Source organism: Microbacterium sp. LRZ72 (genome assembly GCF_033792225.1).
Lineage (GTDB): Bacteria > Actinomycetota > Actinomycetes > Actinomycetales > Microbacteriaceae > Microbacterium.
Map to the genome: position 1 here is coordinate 405,546 of NZ_JANGEX010000002.1, position 22,284 is coordinate 427,829.

Genomic DNA, 22,284 nt, shown 5'->3' on the forward strand with positions numbered 1-22,284 from the left:
GATGGACGAGAATCCGCCGTTCGACGACATCTACCGGCACGGCTTCGCGCGGGTCGCGGCCTGCACGATCCCGATGAGCGTGGCCGACCCCCGGCGCAACGCCGAGGCCGTGCTCGAGTCGGCGCGCGAATGCCACGCCGAGGGCGTCGCGGTCGCGGTGTTCCCCGAGCTCTGTCTGACCGGATACGCGATCGACGACCTGGTGATGCAGGATGCCGTGCTCGACGCCACCGAGGCGGCCGTGGCCACCCTGCTGGCGGCGTCGACCGACCTCACGCCGTTGCTGATCATCGGTGCGCCGCTGCGCCACCGCAATCGCCTCTACAACTGCGCGCTCGTCATCCACGGCGGCGAGCTGCTGGGCGTGGCGCCCAAGTCGTACCTGCCGACCTATCGCGAGTTCTACGAGCGCCGCTGGTACGCGGCCGGCGACGAGCTGCCCGAGCCGGAGGCGGCCCACATCCGCGTGGCGGATCGAGAGGCCCCGTTCGGCCCCCACCTGCTGTTCGAGGCGACCGACGTGCCCGGCCTGACGATCCACGCCGAGGTCTGCGAAGACGTCTGGGTGCCCGTGCCGCCGTCGTCCGAGGCGGCGCTGGCCGGGGCGAGCGTGCTGGCGAACCTGTCGGGCAGCCCCATCACGATCGCCCGGGCCGAGGACCGCGCCCTGCTGTGCCGTTCGCAGTCGCAGCGCTGCCTCGCGGCCTACGTGTATGCCGCGGCGGGCACGGGCGAGTCCACGAACGACCTCTCGTGGGACGGCCAGACCATGATCCACGAGCTCGGTCATCTGCTGGCCGAGACCGAGAGGTTCCCGGATGCGGCGCGCCACAGCATCGCCGACATCGACCTGGACCGCATCCGCCAGGACCGTGCCCGCCAGGGCACCTTCGACGACAACCGCCGCACCCACCACGCGCGGGTCGGGGCATTCCACACCGTGCCGTTCACGCTCGGCGCCGTGCGCGCGAGCGGGCTGCGTCGCCCGATGGACCGGTTCCCGTTCGTGCCCGCCGATCCCGCCCGGCTCGCGCAGGACTGCTACGAGGCGTTCAACATCCAGGTGTCGGGCCTGATGCAGCGGATGCGGGCGATCGGCGACCCGAAGCCGGTGCTCGGGGTGAGCGGGGGTCTCGACTCGACCCACGCGCTGCTCGTCGTCGCGCGGGCCATGGACCGGATGGGGCGCCCGCGCTCCGACATCCTCACCTACACGATGCCCGGCTTCGCCACGAGCGACCACACCCGCTCGAACGCGGTCGCCCTGTCGGAGGCGGTGGGCGCGAGCATCGAGACGATCGACATCCGCGCCGCCGCGAACGAGATGTTCGAGCAGATCGGGCACCCCTTCGCGGGCGGCGAGCCGGTCTACGACGTGACGTTCGAGAACGTGCAGGCGGGGCTGCGCACCGACTTCCTCTTCCGTCTGGCCAGCCAGAACGGCGGCCTGGTGATCGGCACGTCCGACATGTCGGAGCTGGCCCTGGGCTGGGCCACGTACGGCGTCGGCGACCAGATGAGCCACTACGCCGTCAACACGGGCGTGCCCAAGACGCTCATCCAGCATCTGATCCGCTGGGTGATCGACGCACGCGAGGGCGTGGACGACGCCGAGGCCACCGTGCTGCAGTCGGTGCTCGACACCGAGATCTCGCCCGAGCTGGTGCCCGCGGGCGAGGACGGCGAGGTGCAGTCGACCGAGGGCAAGATCGGCCCCTACGCGCTGCACGACTTCACGCTCTTCCACGTCCTGCGCTACGGCATGCGGCCCTCGAAGATCGCCTTCCTCGCCGAGCAGGCGTGGGGCGAGGCGGATGCCGCGGGCTGGCCGCCCGGGTTCCCCGACGAAGACCGCTACGCCTACGACCGTGCCCAGATCGTGCGGTGGCTCGAGGTGTTCCTGCGCCGCTACTTCGCGTTCGCGCAGTTCAAGCGGTCGGCCATCCCGAACGGCCCCAAGGTGTCACCCGCGGGCTCCCTCTCGCCCCGCGGCGACTGGCGCGCGCCGTCGGACGGCAACGCGAACGCGTGGCTGGCCGAGCTGCGGGCGACGTTCCCCGACCTCGTCGGATGAGTCAGGCGGGCGTCGGCCGCCCGTACTGCTCCAGCCAGCGCAGCCACACCTCGCTGATCGTCGGGTAGGCGGGCACGGCGTGCCAGAGGCGCGCGATCGGCACCTCGCCGACGACGGCGATCGTGGCCGACTGCAGCAGCTCGGCGACATCCGGCCCCACGAACGTCGCCCCGACGAGCACGCCGCGGTCTTCGTCGACGATCGCGAGCGCCCGCCCGCGATAGTCGTCGCTGTGCGTGCTCGATCCGGCGATCGCGGCGAGGTCCTGGTCGAGCACGCGTACCCGCAGCCCCGCCTCGCGCGCCTGCTTCTCGGTCAGGCCGACGGAGGCGACCTCGGGGTCGGTGAAGACGACCTGCGGCACGTGCCGGTGGTCGGCCGTCGCGACGTGCGTCCCCCAGGGGGCGTCATCGACCGCGAGATCGCGGGCGCGGGCGGCGATCACGTCGCCCGCGGCCCGGGCCTGGTACTTGCCCTGGTGGGTCAGCAGGGCGCGGTGGGTGACGTCGCCGACGGCGTAGAGCCACTCGTAGCCCGGCACGCGCAGCGTGTCGTCGGTGCTCAGCCAGTCGCCCGAGGTCAGGCCCACGGTCTCGAGTCCCAGGTCGTCGGTGCGCGGCACGCGGCCGGTGGCGACGAGAACCTCGGCGGCCGAGACCTCGGAGCCGTCCGACAGCGAGAGCACGGCATCCCCGTCTTCACGGCGTGCGCTCGTCACCTCGACGCCGGTGCGGATCGTCACGCCCATCGCCTCGAGCGCCTCGGCGACGAGCTCGCCGGCGACCGGCTCCATGCCGCCGAGCAGGCCGGAGCGGGCGATCAGCGTGACCCGGGTGCCGAAGCCGGCGTAGGCGGTGGCCATCTCGGCGCCGACGACGCCCGCGCCGACGATGGCGAGCGAGGCGGGCGGGGACTTGACGCTCGTGGCGTTGCGGCTCGTCCACGGTCGGATGTCGCGCAGGCCGGGGATGTCGGGCAGCAGCGCCGCCGACCCGGTGACCACGGCCACCGCGTGCCGGGCCTGCAGCGTGACGACAACTCCCGCGGCATCCGTCACCTCGACGACGCGCTCCCCCGCCAGCCGGCCATGGCCGCGCACCAGGTCGATGCCCGCGCCCTCGAGCCAGTCGACCTGCGAGGAGTCGTCCCAGTCGTGGGTCATCTGGTCGCGCCGGCGCAGCGCGCCGGCCACGTCGACGTCGCCGGTGACGGCCTGCTTCGCCCCGTCGACGGCGCGCGCGGCCCGCAGCGCGGCCTGGCTGCGCAGCAGCGCCTTCGAGGGCATGCACGCCCAGTAGGAACATTCGCCGCCGACCAGCTCGCTCTCGACGATGACGACGTTGAGGCCGCCCTCGACGGCGCGGCCGGCGACGTTCTCACCGACCGCGCCGGCGCCGATGACGATCAGGTCGTAGTCCCGTGTGTTCTCGCTCACGCTCACACGGTACGCCCTGGGCACGGGCCCGGCGCGGTGGACGACGGGATCAGTTCGAGCCCGCGGAGCCGACCGACCCCACCGACCCGGCGGACGCCGCCGACGGCGCGCTCGCCGGCGAGGGCGCGGAAGCGGGCGAGGGAGCGCTCGCCGGCGACGGTGCGCTGGCGGGTGAGGGCGCGCTGGCCGGAGAGTCCGGCGCCGGCGCGGGCTGCGCAGGCGCGGGAGCGGGGGACGCGGCCGAGGCCACGGAGGCCACGCTGGGCACGCTCGGCGACGAGGACGCCACGGGCGTGGGTGTCGGCGCCGACACGACGGTGACCGACGTGTCAGTCGCCCGCAGCTCCACGCCTCCGCGGTCGAGCACGCCGCTCTCGCGACCCGTGATCGCCCCGCCCGATACGACGTCGCCGTCGGTGGTGCGAAGCTCCATCGTACTGGCCGCGGCCGCCGCACCTCCGGCGAGCAGGCCCAGGCCGACGGCCCCGGTGACGCCGTACGCCATCCACTTTCTCTTGTTCATCATCGTTCCCTTCGGTGTCGGCGCCGCCCGGGGACCACGCCGTGGATTTCGGATGCTTCGAGCCTGACCAGCCCGGCTAAGGTGCCGCCAAGTGCGTCATGAGGCCGTTCTTACATTCGTCCTCACGCGCGGGCGCCGGCATCCCCGCCGCGGGGAAGGACCCGTCCATCACCGCGTGGCCGGCGCGGGTCAACCGCACGGAGCGGTCGGCGTGGCCGAGTTCGGATGCCGCGATCGCATGCCCGAGCAGGTGCACCGCGATGCGCTCGGGCACGCCGGGGCCGGCATATGCGGCGACGGCCGAGCCCGCCAGCGCCCAGGCGCGCGGGGCGTCGCCCCACCCCTCGGTGAGCAGGGCGCTGGCGATGGCGTGGCTCGCAAACGCCGCATCGTCGTCGCGCCGGTCGCCGCGGCCCGCCGTGTCGACGTCGATCAGCCCGACGACGCGCACGTCGGTGCCCTGCCCGTCGAGGAAGAGCTGCCCGAGGTGCAGATCGCCGTGGATCGTGTGGCCGGCCCGCGACGGCGTGAGCGCGGCCGGCGTGATCCGGTCGATCAGGTCGGTGGCCGCGGCATCCGCCCCGCCGGCGGCGACCCTGCCCCGATACCACTCGAGACGATCGACCAGGCCCGTGCGGGCCGGTGCCGGCTGCGTCACCATCGCGATGCTCCGGCGCAGCCGCTCGACCTCGGCCAGCAGCGCGTCCGGGTCCCACACGACATCGGTCGCGGGTATCCCCGCCGCCTCGCCGAGCACGAGCAGTCCCTCGGGCGACCAGCCGAGCACGGGCGGCACCGGGATGCCGGCGGCGGCGAAGGCCTCGTGCGCGCGGATGACGGAGTCGATGCGGGACGGGCGCACCACCTTGACCCACACGGCGCCGGTCGCCGTCGGCGCCCGCAGCACCGCGCGGCGCCCGGGCCGATAGCCCACCATCCGCGGCGGCTCCTGCGCGTGCAATCCCAGGCGGGCGAGCAGCACCTCGGCGGCTCCCCCGAATGCGGCGGGTGCCAGCGCGGGCAGGTACGGGTCGGCCGGATGCTGCCACACCCGCTCCCCGTCGGGGGAGACCATCCCCGTCTCGGTGCGCACCGAAGACCCGGAGGTGTCGACGAACCAGGTCGTGGTCGCGGCATCCGCACCCGTCTCGCCGGTCGCGGCCACCTCGAAACCTGTGACCGAGCCCCGGCCGAGCGGCTCGCGACTGATCAGGCGCAGCACGCGCGCATCGACGTCGAGGGCCTCGCCGAGCAGGGCCGCCTCGATCCCGCCCGCGGTGGTGGACTCCCCCGTACGCGTCATGTTCTCTATGCCATCGGCCGTGCCTAAGGACGCCTCGAGAGGGTCGTGAGACGTTTCTTATATTCGGCTGGAGCAGCGTCAACGCCCGCGATACTGAGGGCGTGACCTCGTCCGCCAGCCACCCGACCCCGCGCCGCCTTCCCGCGCCATCGGTGCGCACGCGGATCATCGCCGTGATCACGATCGTCGCGGCACTCGGCATGGCCTCGGTCGGTGCGGCGGTGTATGCCGTCGAGCGCACCCGCATCCTGGCGCAGATCGACGATCGGCTCGATGCGGGGCTGGAGTCGGCGCGCTTTCTCGTGGCACAGGGCGTCACCGACGACGACTGGTCGACATCGACCGAGGCGCTGGCCGCCGTCGTGCAGCGGATGAGCCCGGACGACAACACCGGGGCGCTGGGCATCATCGACGGCGAAGCGGCGCTGGCCCCGGGCATCTCGCTGGATGTCGATCTGCAGGAGGCCGCCGGGTTCGTGCCGCACGTGGTCGAGGCCACGGCGAACGGCCAGCCCGTGACGGGCGTCTATGCCGAGGACGGCGTGACGTGGCAGTATCTCGCAGCGCCGATCGCGATCGAGGGCTCCCCGGAGCCCGCCGAGACGCTGTTCACCATGGCGTACGACATCGAGGGCGAGCTGGCCGAGATCAACGTCGCGGCGCAGGTGTATCTGATCGCCGCCGCCATCGCCGTGGTCGTCATCGCCGGCGTGGCCTGGTTCGTCGCCGGCCGACTGCTGCGTCCCGTGCGCACGATGCGCGAGACGGCGGAGCGCGTATCGGCGCATTCCCTGTCGGAGCGGCTGCCGATCGAAGGGCGCGACGACGTCTCGGAGCTGGCCGAGACGATGAACGCCATGCTCGACCGGCTCGACGAGTCGCTGGAGTCGCAGCGACGCCTGCTGCACGATGTCGGGCACGAGCTGAAGACCCCGATCACCATCGTGCGCGGATACGTCGAGGTCATGGACCCCGACGACCCCGCCGACGTGCGCGAGACGCAGGCCCTCACCGTCGACGAGCTGGACCGGATGGGCAACCTGGTGCAGGATCTGGCCCGCTCGGCGTCGCTGCACGGGCCGCGCCCGATCTCGCCCCGCCCGGTCGACACGGCCGACCTGGTGCGGCAGATCGTGAGCAAGGCGGAGCGGATCGAGGGGGCGGACGTCGCGGCCGGCCCCGCCGTCGACGTCGTCGCCGTGCTCGACCCCGAGCGCATCACGCAGGCGATGCTGCAGCTGGCGCAGAACGGGGTGACGCACGGCGGCGGTGGCATCGTGATCGGCAGCCGCCGCGTCGGCGACGACCTGGAGCTGTGGGTGCGCGACTACGGGCCGGGCGTCGCGGATGCCGAGAAGGAGCGGGTCTTCGAGCGCTTTCAGCGCGGCGCCGACGACACTCGGGCGGGCAGCGGACTCGGCCTGAACATCGTGCAGGTGATCGCCCGCGCCCACGGCGGGACCGCCGAGGTGCGGGACGCCGACGGCGGCGGCGCCGTGTTCGTGCTGACCCTGCCGATCGCCGCGCCGCTGCCGCAGCGGCCGCCGCTGCCCACCGAGTCGGCGACACCGGCGACCACCGTGCCGCTCCCCCACGCCGTCGCGCACGGCTCAGCCACCGCACCCACCGACGTGATCGAGGAGCAGCGCTGATGGCCTCGATCCTGATCGCCGACGACGAGAAGCGCATCTCGGGGTTCATCGAGAAGGGCCTGCGGTCTGCGGGCTTCGCCACGACCGTGGCGGCGACCGGGCCGGACGCTCTCGCACTCGCTCAGACGGGCGAGTTCGACCTGCTCGTGCTCGACGTCAACCTGCCGGGTATGGACGGCTTCGAGGTGCTCGAGCAGGTGCGCGGCTCCGGCTCACGTCTGCCCGTCATCATGCTCACCGCGCGCGTGGAGCTGCACGACACCGTCGCGGGGCTGGAGGGCGGCGCCGACGACTACCTCGGCAAGCCGTTCCGCTTCGACGAGCTGCTCGCGCGCATCCGCCTGCGCATGCGCGCGGACGAGGCCGCCCCGGCATCCGAGCTGCGTCACCGCGATCTGACCCTCGACGTCCGCACCCGACGCGCCCACCTGGCGGGCGAGGCGGTCGAGCTGTCGGCGCGGGAGTTCGCCCTGGCCGAAGAGCTGGTGCGAAACGCCGGACAGGTGCTCAGCCGCGAGCAGCTGCTCAGCCGCGTGTGGGGGTACGACTTCGATCCCGGATCGAACGTGGCCGACGTGTACGTCGGCTACCTGCGGCAGAAGCTCGGCGCCGACCGCATCGAGACGGTGCGCGGCGCCGGTTACCGCCTGGTGTGACGCCACGGTGCGTGCGCCGCCCCGGCTCTACTCCGCGGCCCGTGCGTTGTAGACCGTGAGGCCGCCCGAGTCGACGGCCTCGCGGTACGCGCGGAACACCGCGATCGCCTCGTCGCGCAGCACGTCCTGCGTCACGCGGATGCCGCGGGCCTCGAACTGCTCTGCCCAGTCTGCCACCATGGGCCCCTCGTCGAAGGTGCTGATCTCCTCGAGCTCGGGGCCCGACCCGGCGACGACGAGCGAGCGCACGCCCGACCACATCGTGGCGCCGTAGCACTGCACGCACGGGCGCCAGTTGACGACGAGCTCGTGCTCGGGCTGGTCGGCGCCCCCGAGGTCCCACGAGCCGATGTTCCTCTGGGCGGTTCCGAGGGCGGTGACCTCGGCGTGGGCCGACGAGATCCCGCTGGCGAGCACCACGTTGACGCCGACCGACACGATGCGTCCGGTCGCGACCTCGGCGACCAGGGCCGCGAAGGGCCCGCCGGCGCCCTCGCGCCAGTTGCGGTCGGCGAGGCGGTGCACCAGCGCCATCCGCTCGTCGCGGTCGGGGATCGTCTCGGGCACCTGCGCGAGCTCGTCGGCGATCCACGCCGGCAGCTGCACGTCGTATCCGGTGGTCAGGTAGGCCATGTCCATGTCAGTTCTCCTCCAGCAGGGCATCCAGCGCGGCGAACTGCGCGCGGAAGTGTGCGCGAAGTCGCGCCTTCTCGTCGTCGTCGCAGAAGGCGGCGTCGACCCCGGCGAGCGCGATGCGCTTGGCGCCGGCGGCATCCACCCCCAGCGCGACAAGCCCCTCGCGATACTCCCGTCCGATGTCGGTGCGGAAGAACATCGCGTCGTCCGTCGACACCGTGACGTTCAGGCCGGCATCGATCATGCCGCGGATGCGGTGGGCGGGGTCGAGGTGCCACCCGGAGCAGATGGTGGTCGAGATCGGCGTGGCGGTGAAGGCGATGCCGCTCTCGCGCGCCTCGGCGACCAGGTCGGGATCGTCGAGCACGCGGTAGCCGTGGTCGATGCGGTCGACCCGCAGATCGTGCATCGCCACCCGCACCGAATCGGCCTCGGAGCGGTCGGTCTCGCCGACGTGGGCGCTCAGCAGGAACCCTTCGCGCCGGGCGAGGGCGTAGGCATCGGCGAAGAGAGCGGGGGCCTCGCGGCCGTCGGGCGTGAGGTCGTCCATGCCCAGGCCGACGACCCGCGGATGCCGGTGCGCGGCCATGTCGGCGACCAGCTCGAGGGCGGATGCCGCGCTGTCGCCGCGATTGATGCCCACCACGATGCGGAAACCGACGCCGTACTCGGCCTCGGCCTGCTCGAGCCCGGCGATGACCGGGTCGAGCACGTCGCGGTAGGTCATGCCGCGGGCGGCGAAGTACTGCGGGTTGATGAAGTACTCGCGGTAGCGCAGGTTGCCGGTCTCGACGCCGATCCGCACGCCGTCGAGGGCGACCGCGACGAAGTCCTCGGGTTCGCGGAGCACGTCGTGCGCGAGCGAGAAGGCGGTGAGAAAGTCGCGCAGGTCGCGGTAGTCGAACAGCCGCTCGGGATCGGTCGTCGGCAGGGACACCCCGTGCTTGTCGGCGAGCTCGACGAACAGCTCTGCGCTCATGATCGAGGTGAAGTGGCAGTGCAGCTCGGTCTTGGGCAGCAGCTGCAGGTAGTCGGCGTAGCTGAGCACGACGTAAGACTGCCGTGGCCGTGTTTCGGCGCGGTAACGCCGGCCCTGCCAGAATTGCGGAGTGAAACTCCTCGTCGCGGCGCTCGACGCCGAACTCGTCGCCTTTCCCGCCGACATCCCCGGGTTCGAGCGCCTGGTCACCGGCCCGGGCAAGCTGCAGGCGGCGGTCGAGCTGACCCGCACGCTCGAGAACGGCGACTACGACGAGATCGTGGTGCTCGGCACCGGCGGCGCGATCGACGCGGCCCTCGAGGCGGACGTGTACGAGGTGGTCGCCGCGCTGCAGCACGACGTGACCGACATCGACGGCATCGTCGGCCAGCACGTGTCGCTGCCGCCCGTGCTGAGCCTGAACGACGGGGAGGGCGTGACGATCGCGACGGGTGACAACTTCGTCGACGACGCGGTCGCGGTCGCCGCGATCCGGGGGCTGGGCGCCGGCATGGTCGACATGGAGACCTACGCGTACGCGTGGGTGGCGCGGCGCTACGGGGTGCCGGTGCGCGTGTTCAAGGCGGTGTCGGACCGGGCGCAGGATGACGCGATCACCGACTGGCGCGAGACCGTCACGGCGTGCAGCGCGCTGCTCTGGCAGCGGTTCCGGGTCGAGTACGGCGGCTGAGGGCGCGGATCAGCGGCCGAAGAGGCGGGCGAAGAAGCCGGTAGCGGGTTCGTGGACGTGCCCTTGGCATCGGTCGGACTTCGGGACTCCACGCATCACCTGGTCGACGTGCTGTCCGCAGCCCTTCCAGGTCGTCTTGCCGCACTTCTTGCAGGTCGTTTGGTAGCACATGTGGTTCCTTGTCGGGCTCGCCGTCCGGCGAGCATCATGTAGAGCTTTTCGATCTCTTCGAGTGAAGTTGCGTCGAGGGCAACGCTCGGACGCCGGTGGCCACGTGCGCCTCTGCCGGCGTCACTTGTGGAACCCGGCCGACTGGAGGTCGACGTTGTGCCACGTAACTTCGCCGCACCGGCCACACGTCACCCGAGCACACATCTCTTGCACCTTTCGCGAATCGAGTTCGAGCTCAGTATACCCCCCAGGGTATTGTGATCGGTATGCAGCCGTCACAGCCGGAGAAGGAACGGCCCGTCGTCGGTCAGTGGGTCGAGGGCCTTGATGTTCCGGTCGTGAATGAGAGGGCGGTACGAGCTTCGGCGGGGATTCTTTTCCTCGGCGGGTTCTCGACGTGGCTCTGGGGTGTGGTCACGGACGACCTGCAGCCGATGCGGATCTTCGGAATCGTGTTCGTCATCGAGATGATGCTGCGCCGGTTTGTGGGGACGGGCCTCACTCCCACGCTCCTGCTGGGCGCGCTGATCACCCGCCCGCAGCGCCCGGAATGGGTGGAGGCACGGTCGAAGCTCCTCGCCTGGCGCGTGGGTTCGGAATGTCTCTGGCGGGGTGCTTCCGGGGACCAACATCGTCACTTAGGCGACCAGCGCATAGCAGCACGAAACACGACGGATCACACCCCGGGCACTATATGAGTGTCGGCTCCCGTTGTTCGGTGAGGCCCTCGTCCTGGCGAAGGATCTCGAAGAATCGGGCGTTGATGAACAGCCGGTCTCGACCGACCTTGACGTCGACGAGGACACCGTCGGCGACAAGCGCATTGAGCCACGCGGTGGCCGTCGGGCGCGAGACAGCGCAACGCTCCATGACATTGGCGATCCTGCAGTACGGGTTCTCGAAGAGGATGTCGAGCAGATCCGAGTTCGACCCCGCCGTGGTGTGTTGACGAATCTCCTCCCTGACTCGGCTTTGGAGCACTTGAGTCTGATCGACTTTCTGGAGCGTGTTCTCGGCGGTGCGTCGGAGCCCGTTGAGCATGAAGAGGATCCATTCCTCCCACGCCTCATCGCGCGTGACGGCGAGGAGAAGGCGGTAATAATCGTCCTTGTTCTGGATGATGTAGCGCGAGAGGTAGAGGATGGGCGACTGAAGGAGGCCCGCTTGGACCAGCTGGAGCACGTTCAGAATCCGTCCCGTCCGCCCATTCCCATCCTCGAACGGATGAATCGCTTCGAACTGGTAGTGCGCGATGGCCATGACGATGAGCGGGTCGATACCCTCCTCGGCCGTGTGGATGAAGCGTTCCCAATTGGCGAGCTTGTCCCGGATGACCCCTTCCCCTGACGGCGGCGTGTAGATCGCGCTTTTCGTGACGGGGTTGCCGATGTACGTGCCCGGCAGTCGACGGACGCCCGTCTCTCGTCGATGGATGATGGAGCAGATGTCTATGGCCGTGTTTGCCGAGAGCGGTCTGCGCCCGACGGCGTCGAGCCCCGCAAACAATGCCGCCCGGTAGCGCAGCGTCTCTTTCGTCTCCGGCGTTGCAAATTCGGAGGGATCCTGGGCGTAGCGGAAGAGTTCGTCAGTCGTCGTGACGATGTTTTCTATCTCCGAGCTCGCCTGCGCCTCGAGGAGGGGGATGGAGTTGATCAGCGCTGTGGGGTTGGGCATGCGTCGAGCCGCTTGATCCAGCGACGCGATCGCCGCGCGGGCGGTGATCGTCGCGCGGAGCACGTTCTTCGTCTCGAAGTCGTGAGCAGGCGGCAACAGCGGCAGGTCATTGAACGGCACATCGGCTTGCCAGATCATGGTGCAAGGATACGGACATATCCCTCAAACATGTAAAAAATAGGACAGAATATTTACACGTTTTCGTGACCTGTAAAGAAAGTTGGTCTGTGGAGAACCGCGCTCGACGACACTCAGTCGCGGGAGCGGGCGAAGACCGCGCGGAGCACGAAGAAGACGATCACCGCGACGACGGCGACGATCAGGAACTTGGCGACGAACGCGATCACCGAGAAGAGCACGTTCACCAGCAGCCAGGCGATCACGATCGCCACGATCACGCCGATGACGGTCCAGACGGTTGAGCTCTTCATGCCCCCAGCCTATCCGGCGCGACGCCCCGGCTCGCCGGTCTCACACCGGCGCGACGACCTCCTGGCGGATCACGCTGGCGCCCGAGGCCGTGGCCTCGATGCGCACCTGGGCGGGGATCTGGTCGCGCATCGACTCGACGTGGCTGATCACCCCGACGGTGCGGCCACCCTGCCGCAGCTCGTCGAGCGTGCGCATCGCCGTCTCGAGCGTCTGCGCGTCGAGCGACCCGAATCCCTCGTCGATGAAGAGCGTGTCGAGGCGGATGCCGCCGGCCCGCGCCGTGACGACCTCGGCCAGGCCGAGCGCCAGGGCCAGGGAGGCCAGGAACGTCTCGCCGCCCGACAGCGATTGGGTGGGGCGGGCGCGCCCCGTGAAGGCGTCGACCACCTCGATGCCGAGGCCGCTCGCCGCGCCCCGCGCCGCGAGCGCGTCGGTGTGGCGTAGGCGGTAGCGCCCGTCGGACATCTCGGACAGCCGCAGGTTGGCCGCCGTCACGATCTGCTCGAGCTCGGCGGCGAGCACGAACGTCTCGAGCTTCATCCGCAGCGTGTTGTGCGCGCGACCTGCGAGCGCGTCGGCGAGGCCGGCGAGCACCTCGTGGTCGGCGAGCAGCGCCCCGTGTGTCTCGTGTGCGGATTGCGCTGACCGCGCCAGGCGCGTGAGGGTGCCGCGGCATTGCTCGGCCGTGAGCGTCGCCTTGACCGCCGCGTCGCACGCCGCCCGCGCGTCGGCGCGGCGCTGCTCCGCTCCCTCGACATCCACGGGCTCGTCGGGCAGGGCCTCGAGCTCCAGCTCGAGCAGCGTCGCCTTCTCCGCGGCCAGGGCCGACTCGTGCGCGCGGATCGACGCGTCCAACTCGGCGCGGGCGTCGGCGTCGCGCCACGCGGATGCCGCAGCCTCGGCATCCGCGAATTCGGCGGCCGCGAGAGCGCGCTGCTCGGCGGCGACGGCGTCGCGGTGGTTCCCCTCCCGCGCCCGCAGGTCGGCGAGGGCGTCGGCGAACTCGCAGGCGGTGCGCTCGGTGCGCTCGAGGTGCGCGATGCGCTCGGCGACCGTCGCGAAGTCGGCGCGGGCCTCGGCGACGGCGGCGGTGTCGGCGTCGAGCGCCGCCCGGGCGATCGCGAGCTGCTCCTCGAGCTGCGCGAGGTCGCCGGCGAGGGCCGTGCGCTCGGCCTCCGCGTCGGCGAGGTCGGCGTGCACGCGCTCGCGCTCCGCACGGCGGGCTTCGAGCTGTGCGGTCGCGGTCTCGGCCGCTTCGACGCGCGAGCGTGCGGCGTCGAGGGCCGCCTGCAACTCGTCGCGGGTCGCCCCGCCGGTGCGGGCGATCGCGGCGGCGTGGCGATCGCGCGCCGCGGAGGCGGAGTCGGACGCGGTTCTGACCTCGGCCATCGCGCGGTCGAGGGCGGCCTGCGCCTGGTCGATCTCGCCCTCCGAGACGGCGTCGGCATCGACGGGAGCCGGATCGGGGTGCTCCGTGGAGCCGCACACCGCGCAGGGCTCGCCCTCGACCAGGTCGGCGGCGAGTTCGCCGGCGTGCGCGGCCAGCCGGCGCTCCAGCAGCGTGCGGTGCGCGCGGTTGGCCTCATCGAGCCCGCGCTGCGCGGCCAGCTGCGCCGCCTCGGCCGCCGCGCGCTCGCTCGCCGCGCGCTCCACCTCGGCCAGCGCACTCATCCGCCCCGCGGCCTCGTCACCCGCGGTCGCCGCGGGACCGTGGTCAGCCGCCCCTGCAGCCAGGTCGGGCAGCTCGGCGTCGATCTCGGCGACCCGCGCGCGACGTCCGGTGCACCGCTGCTCGGCGTCGGCTCGTCGCCGGCGCAGTTCGTCGGCCCGAGCCGAGTTCTCGTCGAGCTCGGCACGGCGGCCGGCCAACCCCGACTCGAGCTCGGCGGCACGTCGCACCGACCCCACGCTCTCGGCCGCCTCCGCCGCTCGCCGGCGCAGCTCGTCGATTCCCGGGTCCGCCCCGTCTGGCCCCGCATCGTCGATCGCCGTCTCGGCCTCGCCAGCCCCCGTCGCCTCGCGCCACGCCACCTCGGTCGCAGACGCCCGCTCGCGCGCCGTCTCGAACGCGTCGGCGGCCCGCTCCCGCGCCTCGGTGGCCGCCCGCACCGAGTCGGCGCGCACCGCAGCGGCGAGCTCGACGCGGGCGCCGGCGATCATCGGCTCGCGCTGCTCGAGCCCCTCGAGTCGGCGGCGCGAGTCCGCGCGCTTCTGCTGGCGGGCCCGCTGGCCGGCGGCGGTCTCATACGCGGCATCCGCGGCGTCGCGCACCCGCGTGGCCTCTTCCGCGGCGAGCTGGGCGGTCTCGACGCGGTAGCCGGCGCGATCGACGGCCCGCTCGAGGTGCGCGAGTCGAGTGGCGATCGTTTCCGTGAGCGAGGCCTCGGCCTCCGGCGCGGGCTCCCCCGCATCCACGCCCGAACCATCCACGTCCGCCTGCGTGCCAGCATCGGCATCCGACAGCCCGTGCTCGGCGATCAGCCGCTCGGCCTCGTCGAGCACCCGCTCGATCGCGCCGGCCTCGGCCTCGATGCGCGCAGCCGACTGCTTGCGGCGCTCATCGATCTGCTTCTCGTAGTCCTCGAACCGGCGGGTGTCGAACAGGGTGCGAAGCAGCGCCTGGCGCTCGGCGTTGCCGGCCAGCAGAAACTGGGCGAACCGGTTCTGCGCCAGCAAGATGACCTGCAGGAACTGCGCCTGGGTCAGCGGCAGCACCTCGTGCAGGCGCTCGGCGACGTCGCGCGGGCGGGCGGCGACACCCTCCCAGTCGGCACCGTCCCATCGGGCCAACCGCGCCTCGGCGACCTGCGTGGTCAGTCCCGTGCCGTTGCGCTTGGGGCGCTGATACTCCGGCGAGCGTTCGATGCGCCACCGCTCGTCGCCGGCGGTGAACTCGAGCGTGACGAGCGTTCGATCCTCCGGCGCGCAGTGGTCGCTGCGCAGCCGCTTCTCGCCCCCCTCGTAGCGCGGAACGCCGCCGTAGAGCGCGAAGCAGACCGCATCGAGCACGCTCGACTTGCCCGTGCCGGTGCGCCCGCCGATGAGAAAGATGCCGTCGGCCTCGAACGCGTCGAAGTCGACGCTCTGCGATTCGCGGAACGGCCCGAACCCCTCGACCTGGAGCCGGTGGATTCTCACGCCAGCGTCTCCGCACCCTCGCGCTCGCGCACGATGCTCGCGACCAGCTCGGCTTCGGCGGGCGTGGGCCCCTCGCCCGCCCGCACGTGCGTGAGGAACGCGTCGACCAGGTCGGTGTCGCTGCGCTCCTCGCCGCCGACGCGGGCGGCGTAGCCGGAGCGCTCGTCGGCATCGCGGTGCGGCGGACGGTGCTCCACGGTGGCGCAGTGCGGGAACCGGGCACGCAGGCGCCGCATGGGGTCGGGCTGCGGGGTCGCGTCGGTGTACTGCGCGCACACCCAGGCGTCGACGGCATCCGCGAACTGGTCGCCCTCGAGCAGCTCGTCGAGCGACCCGCTGATGGTGACGAGGCGGCGGGGAACGGGCAGGTCGAGCCAGCGCACGAACGCCAGGCCCTCGGCGTCCAGGTCGACGAGCCACGACCCGCGCGGCTTGCTCTGCTCGCCGAAGGAGTAGTGCAGCGGGGCGCCGGCGTAGCGCACGCGGTCGGACAGCGTGTTGCGGCCGTGGATGTGGCCGAGGGCGACGTAATCCGGCCCGTCGAAGGCCGCGAGCGGCACGACGTCGAGCGTGCCCTGCCGGATCTCGCGCTCCACCCCGGGAGTCGGCTCGACGTCGGCGGCGAAGCAGTGCGCGATCGCCACCGAGCGCCCGCCCCGCACCGCGCGGTCGGCGCCCACGAGCCGCATCGCGTGCGCCATCGTGTCGGCCTGCGACCGCAGCGGAGTGTCGGGCCACAGCCGGCGCACGATCGTCGGCTCGAGGTACGGGATGCCGTAGAAGTGCACCGGACCGTGCTCGTCATCGATCGTGATGGGCACATCGAGCGCCGTCGGATCGGTCGCGACGTGCACCCCGGCCTGGGCGAGGAACGTGGACTGGAACCCCAGCCGGGCCGCCGAGTCATGGTTTCCGCTGGTGACGACGACCCGGGCGCCGGCCTCGCGGATGTCGTGGAGCGCCCCCGTGAGCAGCGTGTAGCACTCCGCGGCCGGCGTCGCCTGGTCGAACACGTCGCCTGCGACGATCACGACGTCGACGCCGTGCTCGCGCACCTGCGCAACCAGGGCGGCGAGCACCTGACGCAGCGCATCGAGCGTCGGGGAGCCGTGAAAGGTGCGCCCGATGTGCCAGTCGGAGGTGTGGAGGATGCGCATGCTCCCACGGTAAGCGGGGCCGCCGACATCACCGTGCAGGCCCGCGGCGAACGGCGCATCACGCGACAGGGGCCGGGCGACACGGGCGCGAAACACGCACGGCATAGCCTGACGCCATGGTCCTTCCCGAGGTGTGCGTCGTCTACCTGCTGCGTCCCGCAGCCGTGGGCGAGGGCGACGTGCTGCTCGGATACAAGCGCACCGGGCTGGGGCTGGGCAAGGTCGTGGGCATCGGCGGCAAGGTCGAACCGGGCGAGAGCGTGCTCGCCGCGGCCGTACGCGAGATGCGCGAGGAGACCACGCTCGAGGTGCGCGAGCGCGACCTCGAGCCGGCGGGCGTGCTCGACTACCACTTCCCCTCCCGGCCGACCGTCTCGCAGCGCTCGCACGTGTTCACGTGCACGCGCTGGCGCGGCGAGCCCGCCGAGACCGACGAGATCGTGCCGCGCTGGTTCGGTCTCGGCGAGGTGCCGTACGAGCGGATGTGGGACGACGCGTCGCGGTGGCTGCCCGGCATCCTGCGCGGGGGGACGATCCAGGCGAGCTACACGTTCGGCGACGACCTGGCCACCGTCGTGGCGGAACGGCGCACCGCCCTCGCGTGATCAGCCGCGTCGGGCCCGCCGCCGCTTCTTGCGGCGGCGCGACGACAGATCGATCACGCCGAGCACGAAGGCGATCGAGACGAAGAGCGCGACCGCCAGCATCCCGTACATGTAGGCATCGTGGTAGACGACCAGGGTCGATGCCTCGTCCTGCTCGCGGTAGATCGTGGCGTAGAACAGCGACAGCGCGACGGCGGTGCCGACGGCGGTGCCGATGCGCTGCCCGAGCTGGCCGACCGAGCCGGCGAGCCCGCCCTGCTTGACCGGCACGTCCGACAGCGCGAGCGTCTGGTTGGGCGAGATGACGAACCCGCCGCCCGCGCCGCCCAGCACCATGACGGCGGCCATCGAGATCGGCGCCCACTCGGCGGGCACGTACAGCGCGATCAGCACCAGTCCCGCGATGCAGGTGAGCACCGCGGTAAGACCCCACAGCACGATCGGGCGCCCGTACTTGTTGACGAGATTTCCGCCGATCCACGACGTCAGCGCACTCGGCAGCGCGAACCCCATCGTCACCAAGCCCGCATAGACGGGCGCGAGGTCGAGGCCGCCCTGCAGAAAGAGCGTCGTCAGCAAGAAGAGCGCGGGCAGGCCCGTGAAGTACGAGGTCGCGAGCAGCGTGCCGTTGCGATAGGACGATCTGCGGAAGATCGAGAAGGGGATGAGCGGGTTCTTGCCCGAGGCGGAGTACCGCCGCTCCCACGCGATGAACGCCGCGCCGAACAGGACGAACACCACAAGCACCCACCAACGGCGCGGATCGTCGTCGGGCGAGCCGGTCGTGAACAGGAACGGCCACATCAACGACAGGATCACGATGCCGAACAGCACGACGCCGACGGGGTCGAGCTCGAGGCGCTTCGGGGCCCGCTTGCGGGTCGTCGGCAGCACCCACGCCGCCAGCCCGATCGCGATGACGCACAGGGGGACGTTCATCCAGAAGATCAGCCGCCAGCCGTCTTCGGGACCGCCGAGGGCAATAAGCAGCCCGCCGAGGGTGGGGCCGAGCGCCGTCGCCACGCCGATCGTCGCGCCGAAGAGGCCGAAGGCGCGGCCGCGGTCGCGACCGCGGAAAAGCTCTTGGATCAGGCCGAGCACCTGGGGCATCTGGATGCCGGCGGCCACGCCCTGCAGCAAACGCCCGATCATGAGCACGAGGGTGTTGGGCGCGAGGGCGCACATGATGCTGGTGAGCGTGAACAGCGTCAGCCCGGTGATGAACAGCGCGCGGCGGGAGCGCTGGTCGCCGATGCGGCCCGACGGCACGAGCACCAGACCGAAGGTGAGCACGTAGCCGGCGACGACGAGCTGGAGTGCGGTCGGGCCGGACCCGAGCCCCTCCTCGATCGAGGGCAGGGCGACGTTGACCTTCGACAGGTCGAGGATCGTGAGCCCCGCCACGGCGACGCACACCCAGAACGCCCGCCACTGCTGCTTCGACGAGATCGGGATGCTGCGCGTGCCGGGGTCGGATCTGCTGTCGCCATCGTGCGGGGTGGCGGGAGCGGCTGTGCGATCCGGGTCCTCCGGGGTCGCGGGCGGCGTGGCATCGGACATCGTCACCCACAGTATCGGGCAGGACGGCAGTGCCGGGCGGGAGCGCCGTATCGGGCAGGGCCGCAGCGTGGGGCTGGGTGGCGCGGTACCCTCGCCGGGTGACAGATTCCCGCAGCGGCGGCGCTCCGGTATCCGAGCAGCCCTCGCGGACGTTCTCGCACGACGGGTCGACCCTCGTCGCGAGCGAGCGGGGCGAGGGCGAGACCGTCTTCGTGCTCGTGCACGGCCTCGGCATGGGCCGGCTCGTCTTCGACGATCTGGCCCAGATCCTCGCCGAGCGCGGCCGCGTGATCGCGGTCGATCTGCCCGGGTACGGGGAGGCGCCGGAGCCGCCCCGCACGCCGACCATCGAGCGCATGGCGGACCTGGTCGCGGCCTATCTGCGCGGCGAGGGACTCGGCGACGTGGTGCTGGTCGGACATTCGATGGGCTCGCAGGTCGCGACCGAGGTGGCGGTGCGCCACGGGCTGGCCTCGCGACTCGTGCTGATCGCCCCGAGCGTCGACGCAAGCGCACGGCGGACCGGGGAGCAGGCGCGCCGCCTGGCCCGCGACCTGCTCGACGAGAGCCCGACCGTGCTGCTGCTCGGCGCCCGCGCGTACCTGCACGCCGGCCCGCACCTGCGCCGCAAGATCCGCGCGATGATGGTGCACCGGCCCGAGAACGCCTACCCACGGGTGACCTGCCCGGCGCTGGTGCTGCGCGGCGCGGAAGACCTCGTCTCGCCGCGTGCCTGGTGTCATCGCGTCGTCGACCTGCTCCCGACGGCCGAATACGCCGAGATCCCGGGCCACGGCCACGAGACGGTGATCAAGAACGCGCGGCCGGCGGCCGACCGCATCCTGGACTGGCTCGACCGCCCCTGAGCAAGGGCAGGGCCCGGGTGCCGCTCGCGAGCGCCCCTCGTCGTTCGCGTCGTTCATCCGACGCACTTCGCGGGTCGACGGCATCCACACCCGCATTCTGCGTCGGACGAACGGAGGGCGGGGGCGAGAGAGGCAGGGGAAGAGCGCGGCGAGCGCGAGTGTCAGGGGCGCCGCGCTGCCAGGTGCCGCATCGGGTGCACTGCTCGCTACCGTACTCCGCGGCGCACGATCAAGGCCTGGCTGCCCGGGCGGACGCTGGCCTAGCGTCGTACGTGGTCGGGAGGTGGATGTCGTGTTGCAGGGACTGCTGTCGATGCTCGTCGTCACGGTGGTCGGCGTCGGCGTGCTTCAGCTGGCGCACCGCGCGCTCGCGGTCTCGCGGCGGCCGCTCGAGTCGCTGCCGTTCGAGTCGGGATGGCGGCCCGAGCAGCATGCGCTGTCGCGGTTCCACGTGCGCTGGTATCCGGCGACCCTGGTCTTTCTCGCCTTCGACGTCGAGATGATCTTCATGTACCCGTGGGCGGTGGTCGTCGGACGCCTGGGCGGGGGCGCCGTCGCCGAGATGTTCCTCTTTCTGGGCGCGCTGCTGCTCGCCGTGGTCTGGGCCTGGCGGGAAGGGGTGTTCCGGTGGGTGTGAGAACGCTGCTCGCCCGGGCGGCGAGCGCAAGGGCCGCGGTGCTGATCGCCGAGGCGCCGGGCGCGTGGGTCCTGCGCGCGCGCACCGAGAGCGCCATCGCCGCCCGCGGCTGGCGCCTGGCCCACTCCCCCGCCGACGCGGACGTGCTGCTGACGTGCGGCACGGCCGGCCCGCAACTCATCGCCCTCGCGGACCGGATCCGGGACCAGCTGCCGGGGCCGCGCGAGCGGTGCACCGTTACGACGGCTGCGCAGATCATCGGCGTGTTGGATGCCGCGCAGGCCGGGCTCGCCGACGACGACCGGCAGCGGCGCGGCGCCCGGGAACGCCAGGACCCCGGCGACGGTAACGCGCACGACGACGACTCGGGTGAATACGAGCACGAGCACGCGGCCGAGCACGATGCCGACGGGGACGGCGACGATGGGCACAGCGACCACGAGGGCGAGGGCGGCCACGAGGGCCATGGCAGCCACGAGATGGCGCCCTCCGGCATCCCGCTCGCCGAAGGAGAGCCCGACATCCGCGACGGCCTCGAGATGGACGCCCTGCGCCTGCGGCTCGGCCCGGTGCTGCCCTGCTGGCCCGCCGGCCTGACCCTCGTCGCGACCCTGCACGGCGACACCGTGGCCCGCGCGGAGGCCGAGGTGATCGACCGGCTGGCGGCCCCCGACCCGGCGCACGCCGGCGCACGATCGTGCGACCTCGCCGCCGGCCTGCTCTCGCTCGCCGGAGCGGATGCCGCGGCCGCGCGCCTGCGCCGCATCCGCGACCGGATGCTGCGGGGCGCCGAGGCCGATGCGAACGGCGACACAGGTCGCGATGCCGATGCCGCGCGCGACGCGCTGCTACGCGAGCGCGTCCGCCTGCGGCGCGCCCCGCTGCTGCGGTGGTCGCTGCGCGGCGCCGCCCCGCTCGATGCCGCGCAGGCGCGGCGTCTGGGGCTGCCCGCGCATCACGCCGGCGACGCCTGGGACCGCCTGCACGCCCTGCTCGCCGACGCAGCCGAGCCGGTGCCGCCCGCGGCTCCGGCATCCGACGACCCGCTTCCAGCCCTCTGCGAAGCGGTGACGGGGCGCGACCTCGCCACCGCCCGGCTGCTCGTGGCGGGGCTGGATCTCGCGCACGCGGCGGCCGAGAGGCGCGCGCATGCCTGAACCATCGCCGTGGATCGTTCTGGGCACCGCCGTCACCCTCGGCGGCCTCCTCGCCGCGCTCACCGTCGTCGCCGTCACGGCCGATGCGCTCCTGTCCGGTGCCGGGCGCACGCCGGTGCGCACCGCGCTCGCCGCGCCCTGGTGCGAGCTGCTGCGTCTTCTGCGCCAGCCGACCCGCCGTCTGCCGCAGGCCGACACCCTGCTGTGGGCCGTCGGGCGCTACGGTCTGATCGTCATCGCGGCGCTCAAGCTCGCGCTCGTGCCGGTCTTCGGCGAGCCCCTCATCTCGAGCCCGGTCGGCATCGTCGCGTTCAACGCACTCGACGTGGCGATCTGGGCGGCCGTCTGGCTCGCGGGATGGGGACCCAACTCCACATACCCGCTCATCGGCGGATACCGCTTTCTGGCGCTCGCGATCGCGTACGAGCTGCCGCTGATGTTCGCCCTCACCGCACCGGCGATCGCCGCGGGGAGCCTCGACGTCGCCGTCATCGCCGCCGCGCAGGAGGAGGGCCTCTGGTACGCGGTGCTCATGCCGGTCGCCCTGCTCGTGTACTGCCTCGCGGTGCTCGCGCTGACCGTGAGCGGCCCCTTCGCCGCCCCCTTCGGCGCCGACATCGCCGGCGGCGTCGGCGCCGAACTGTCGGGCACCGACCGGCTGATGCTCGTCGCCGGACGATACGCGGTGCTCGTCTCGGGCGCGGCCTTCGCCGTGCCGCTGTTCCTGGGCGGCGGCGCAGGACCGGTGCTGCCCGGCTGGGCGTGGGTCGTCATCAAGACGACGGTGGTGCTGGTCACCCTCGTCGCGATCCGCCGCGCGATCCCGCTCGTGCGACCCGAGCGGTTCCTCGAGGTGGGGTGGGTCGTGCTGCTGCCGCTGATCATCGTGCAGGACTTCGTCGTGGCGGTCGGAGCCGTCGCCGCGGGAGAGGGGTGAC

At 72.1% G+C, this 22,284-nt stretch carries 20 protein-coding genes; 11 read left to right on the forward strand and 9 right to left on the reverse strand.

The window, feature by feature from the left end; genetic code table 11:
* Nucleotide 1 precedes the first annotated feature (1 nt).
* Nucleotides 2-2,074, forward strand: coding sequence for an NAD(+) synthase (locus M4I32_RS04445; RefSeq protein ID WP_319033278.1), 2,073 nt, complete (start codon nt 2-4; stop codon nt 2,072-2,074).
* A gap of 1 nt (nt 2,075) precedes the next feature.
* On the opposite strand, the gene M4I32_RS04450 is transcribed toward M4I32_RS04445, so the two are convergent.
* Nucleotides 2,076-3,509, reverse strand: coding sequence for an NAD(P)/FAD-dependent oxidoreductase (locus tag M4I32_RS04450; RefSeq protein ID WP_319033279.1), 1,434 nt, complete (start codon nt 3,507-3,509; stop codon nt 2,076-2,078).
* Here M4I32_RS04450 and M4I32_RS04455 point away from each other — a divergent pair.
* Entirely contained in the window at nt 3,494-4,099 is a 606-nt protein-coding gene (locus M4I32_RS04455) for a hypothetical protein (protein WP_319033280.1), read from the forward strand. The two genes, M4I32_RS04450 and M4I32_RS04455, sit on opposite strands and share 16 nt — an antisense overlap.
* Before the next feature lie 9 nt (nt 4,100-4,108).
* On the opposite strand, the gene M4I32_RS04460 is transcribed toward M4I32_RS04455, so the two are convergent.
* Complete coding sequence (locus M4I32_RS04460; RefSeq protein ID WP_319033281.1) at nt 4,109-5,335, reverse strand: phosphotransferase; 1,227 nt, start codon at nt 5,333-5,335, stop codon at nt 4,109-4,111.
* A 101-nt stretch (nt 5,336-5,436) separates the two neighbouring features.
* Between M4I32_RS04460 and M4I32_RS04465 the strand changes: the two genes are divergently transcribed.
* Both M4I32_RS04465 and M4I32_RS04470 read left to right on the forward strand, forming a co-directional pair.
* The gene (locus M4I32_RS04465; RefSeq protein WP_319033282.1) at nt 5,437-6,987 is read left to right on the forward strand and encodes a HAMP domain-containing sensor histidine kinase; all 1,551 of its coding nucleotides are present in this window, start codon (nt 5,437-5,439) and stop codon (nt 6,985-6,987) included.
* The gene (locus tag M4I32_RS04470; RefSeq protein WP_319033283.1) at nt 6,987-7,643 is read left to right on the forward strand and encodes a response regulator transcription factor; all 657 of its coding nucleotides are present in this window, start codon (nt 6,987-6,989) and stop codon (nt 7,641-7,643) included. The genes M4I32_RS04465 and M4I32_RS04470 overlap by 1 nt, the downstream gene beginning before the upstream one ends.
* Before the next feature lie 27 nt (nt 7,644-7,670).
* On the opposite strand, the gene M4I32_RS04475 is transcribed toward M4I32_RS04470, so the two are convergent.
* Together M4I32_RS04475 and M4I32_RS04480 are read right to left on the reverse strand one after the other, a co-directional pair.
* Nucleotides 7,671-8,282, reverse strand: a complete 612-nt coding sequence (locus tag M4I32_RS04475) for a nucleoside deaminase (RefSeq protein WP_319033284.1) — start codon at nt 8,280-8,282, stop codon at nt 7,671-7,673.
* Nucleotide 8,283: 1 nt separating this feature from the next.
* The gene (locus M4I32_RS04480) at nt 8,284-9,327 is read right to left on the reverse strand and encodes a hypothetical protein (protein ID WP_319033285.1); all 1,044 of its coding nucleotides are present in this window, start codon (nt 9,325-9,327) and stop codon (nt 8,284-8,286) included.
* 61 nt (nt 9,328-9,388) lie between these two features.
* Between M4I32_RS04480 and M4I32_RS04485 the strand changes: the two genes are divergently transcribed.
* Nucleotides 9,389-9,949, forward strand: a complete 561-nt coding sequence (locus M4I32_RS04485) for a nucleoside phosphorylase (RefSeq protein WP_319033286.1) — start codon at nt 9,389-9,391, stop codon at nt 9,947-9,949.
* Between the two features lie 437 nt (nt 9,950-10,386).
* Entirely contained in the window at nt 10,387-10,818 is a 432-nt protein-coding gene (locus M4I32_RS04490) for a DUF4395 family protein (RefSeq protein ID WP_319033287.1), read from the forward strand.
* On the opposite strand, the gene M4I32_RS04495 is transcribed toward M4I32_RS04490, so the two are convergent.
* From M4I32_RS04495 to M4I32_RS04510, 4 genes are all read right to left on the reverse strand, one after another.
* Nucleotides 10,811-11,932: a Fic family protein gene (locus tag M4I32_RS04495; protein WP_319033288.1), complete on the reverse strand. Its 1,122-nt coding sequence runs from the start codon at nt 11,930-11,932 to the stop codon at nt 10,811-10,813. The two genes, M4I32_RS04490 and M4I32_RS04495, sit on opposite strands and share 8 nt — an antisense overlap.
* Before the next feature lie 113 nt (nt 11,933-12,045).
* Entirely contained in the window at nt 12,046-12,225 is a 180-nt protein-coding gene (locus M4I32_RS04500) for a hypothetical protein (protein ID WP_319033289.1), read from the reverse strand.
* A 40-nt stretch (nt 12,226-12,265) separates the two neighbouring features.
* Nucleotides 12,266-15,364: an SMC family ATPase gene (locus tag M4I32_RS04505; protein WP_319033290.1), complete on the reverse strand. Its 3,099-nt coding sequence runs from the start codon at nt 15,362-15,364 to the stop codon at nt 12,266-12,268.
* Complete coding sequence (locus M4I32_RS04510; protein ID WP_319033291.1) at nt 15,361-16,521, reverse strand: exonuclease SbcCD subunit D; 1,161 nt, start codon at nt 16,519-16,521, stop codon at nt 15,361-15,363. The genes M4I32_RS04505 and M4I32_RS04510 overlap by 4 nt, the downstream gene beginning before the upstream one ends.
* Before the next feature lie 116 nt (nt 16,522-16,637).
* On the opposite strand from M4I32_RS04510, the gene M4I32_RS04515 reads away from it, so the two are divergent.
* On the forward strand, nt 16,638-17,126 hold the full coding sequence (locus tag M4I32_RS04515; protein WP_319033292.1) for an 8-oxo-dGTP diphosphatase: 489 nt from the start codon (nt 16,638-16,640) through the stop codon (nt 17,124-17,126).
* On the opposite strand, the gene M4I32_RS04520 is transcribed toward M4I32_RS04515, so the two are convergent.
* Nucleotides 17,127-18,686, reverse strand: coding sequence for an MFS transporter (locus M4I32_RS04520; RefSeq protein ID WP_319033293.1), 1,560 nt, complete (start codon nt 18,684-18,686; stop codon nt 17,127-17,129).
* Between the two features lie 98 nt (nt 18,687-18,784).
* Here M4I32_RS04520 and M4I32_RS04525 point away from each other — a divergent pair, with 98 nt between their 5' ends.
* The 4 genes from M4I32_RS04525 (at nt 18,785) to M4I32_RS04540 (ending at nt 22,283) form a co-directional block, all read left to right on the forward strand.
* On the forward strand, nt 18,785-19,552 hold the full coding sequence (locus M4I32_RS04525; protein ID WP_319033294.1) for an alpha/beta hydrolase: 768 nt from the start codon (nt 18,785-18,787) through the stop codon (nt 19,550-19,552).
* A 292-nt stretch (nt 19,553-19,844) separates the two neighbouring features.
* Nucleotides 19,845-20,189, forward strand: a complete 345-nt coding sequence (locus M4I32_RS04530; RefSeq protein WP_319033295.1) for an NADH-quinone oxidoreductase subunit A — start codon at nt 19,845-19,847, stop codon at nt 20,187-20,189.
* The gene (locus M4I32_RS04535; protein ID WP_319033296.1) at nt 20,180-21,346 is read left to right on the forward strand and encodes a hypothetical protein; all 1,167 of its coding nucleotides are present in this window, start codon (nt 20,180-20,182) and stop codon (nt 21,344-21,346) included. Before M4I32_RS04530 ends, M4I32_RS04535 begins: the two co-directional genes overlap by 10 nt.
* A complete protein-coding gene (locus tag M4I32_RS04540; protein ID WP_319033297.1) occupies nt 21,339-22,283 on the forward strand; it encodes a complex I subunit 1 family protein in 945 nt (314 codons plus the stop codon). The genes M4I32_RS04535 and M4I32_RS04540 overlap by 8 nt, the downstream gene beginning before the upstream one ends.
* Nucleotide 22,284: the final 1 nt, after the last annotated feature.

Bases quoted from the DNA above. Each gene is read 5' to 3' on its own strand.
- M4I32_RS04445 (WP_319033278.1), top strand. From the start codon at position 2: ATGGACGAGAATCCGCCGTTCGACGACATCTACCGGCACGGCTTCGCG.
- M4I32_RS04460 (WP_319033281.1), bottom strand. From the start codon at position 5,335: ATGACGCGTACGGGGGAGTCCACCACCGCGGGCGGGATCGAGGCGGCC.
- M4I32_RS04470 (WP_319033283.1), top strand. From the start codon at position 6,987: ATGGCCTCGATCCTGATCGCCGACGACGAGAAGCGCATCTCGGGGTTC.
- M4I32_RS04475 (WP_319033284.1), bottom strand. From the start codon at position 8,282: ATGGACATGGCCTACCTGACCACCGGATACGACGTGCAGCTGCCGGCG.
- M4I32_RS04490 (WP_319033287.1), top strand. From the start codon at position 10,387: ATGCAGCCGTCACAGCCGGAGAAGGAACGGCCCGTCGTCGGTCAGTGG.
- M4I32_RS04495 (WP_319033288.1), bottom strand. From the start codon at position 11,932: ATGATCTGGCAAGCCGATGTGCCGTTCAATGACCTGCCGCTGTTGCCG.
- M4I32_RS04500 (WP_319033289.1), bottom strand. From the start codon at position 12,225: ATGAAGAGCTCAACCGTCTGGACCGTCATCGGCGTGATCGTGGCGATC.
- M4I32_RS04510 (WP_319033291.1), bottom strand. From the start codon at position 16,521: ATGCGCATCCTCCACACCTCCGACTGGCACATCGGGCGCACCTTTCAC.
- M4I32_RS04515 (WP_319033292.1), top strand. From the start codon at position 16,638: ATGGTCCTTCCCGAGGTGTGCGTCGTCTACCTGCTGCGTCCCGCAGCC.
- M4I32_RS04520 (WP_319033293.1), bottom strand. From the start codon at position 18,686: ATGTCCGATGCCACGCCGCCCGCGACCCCGGAGGACCCGGATCGCACA.
- M4I32_RS04540 (WP_319033297.1), top strand. From the start codon at position 21,339: ATGCCTGAACCATCGCCGTGGATCGTTCTGGGCACCGCCGTCACCCTC.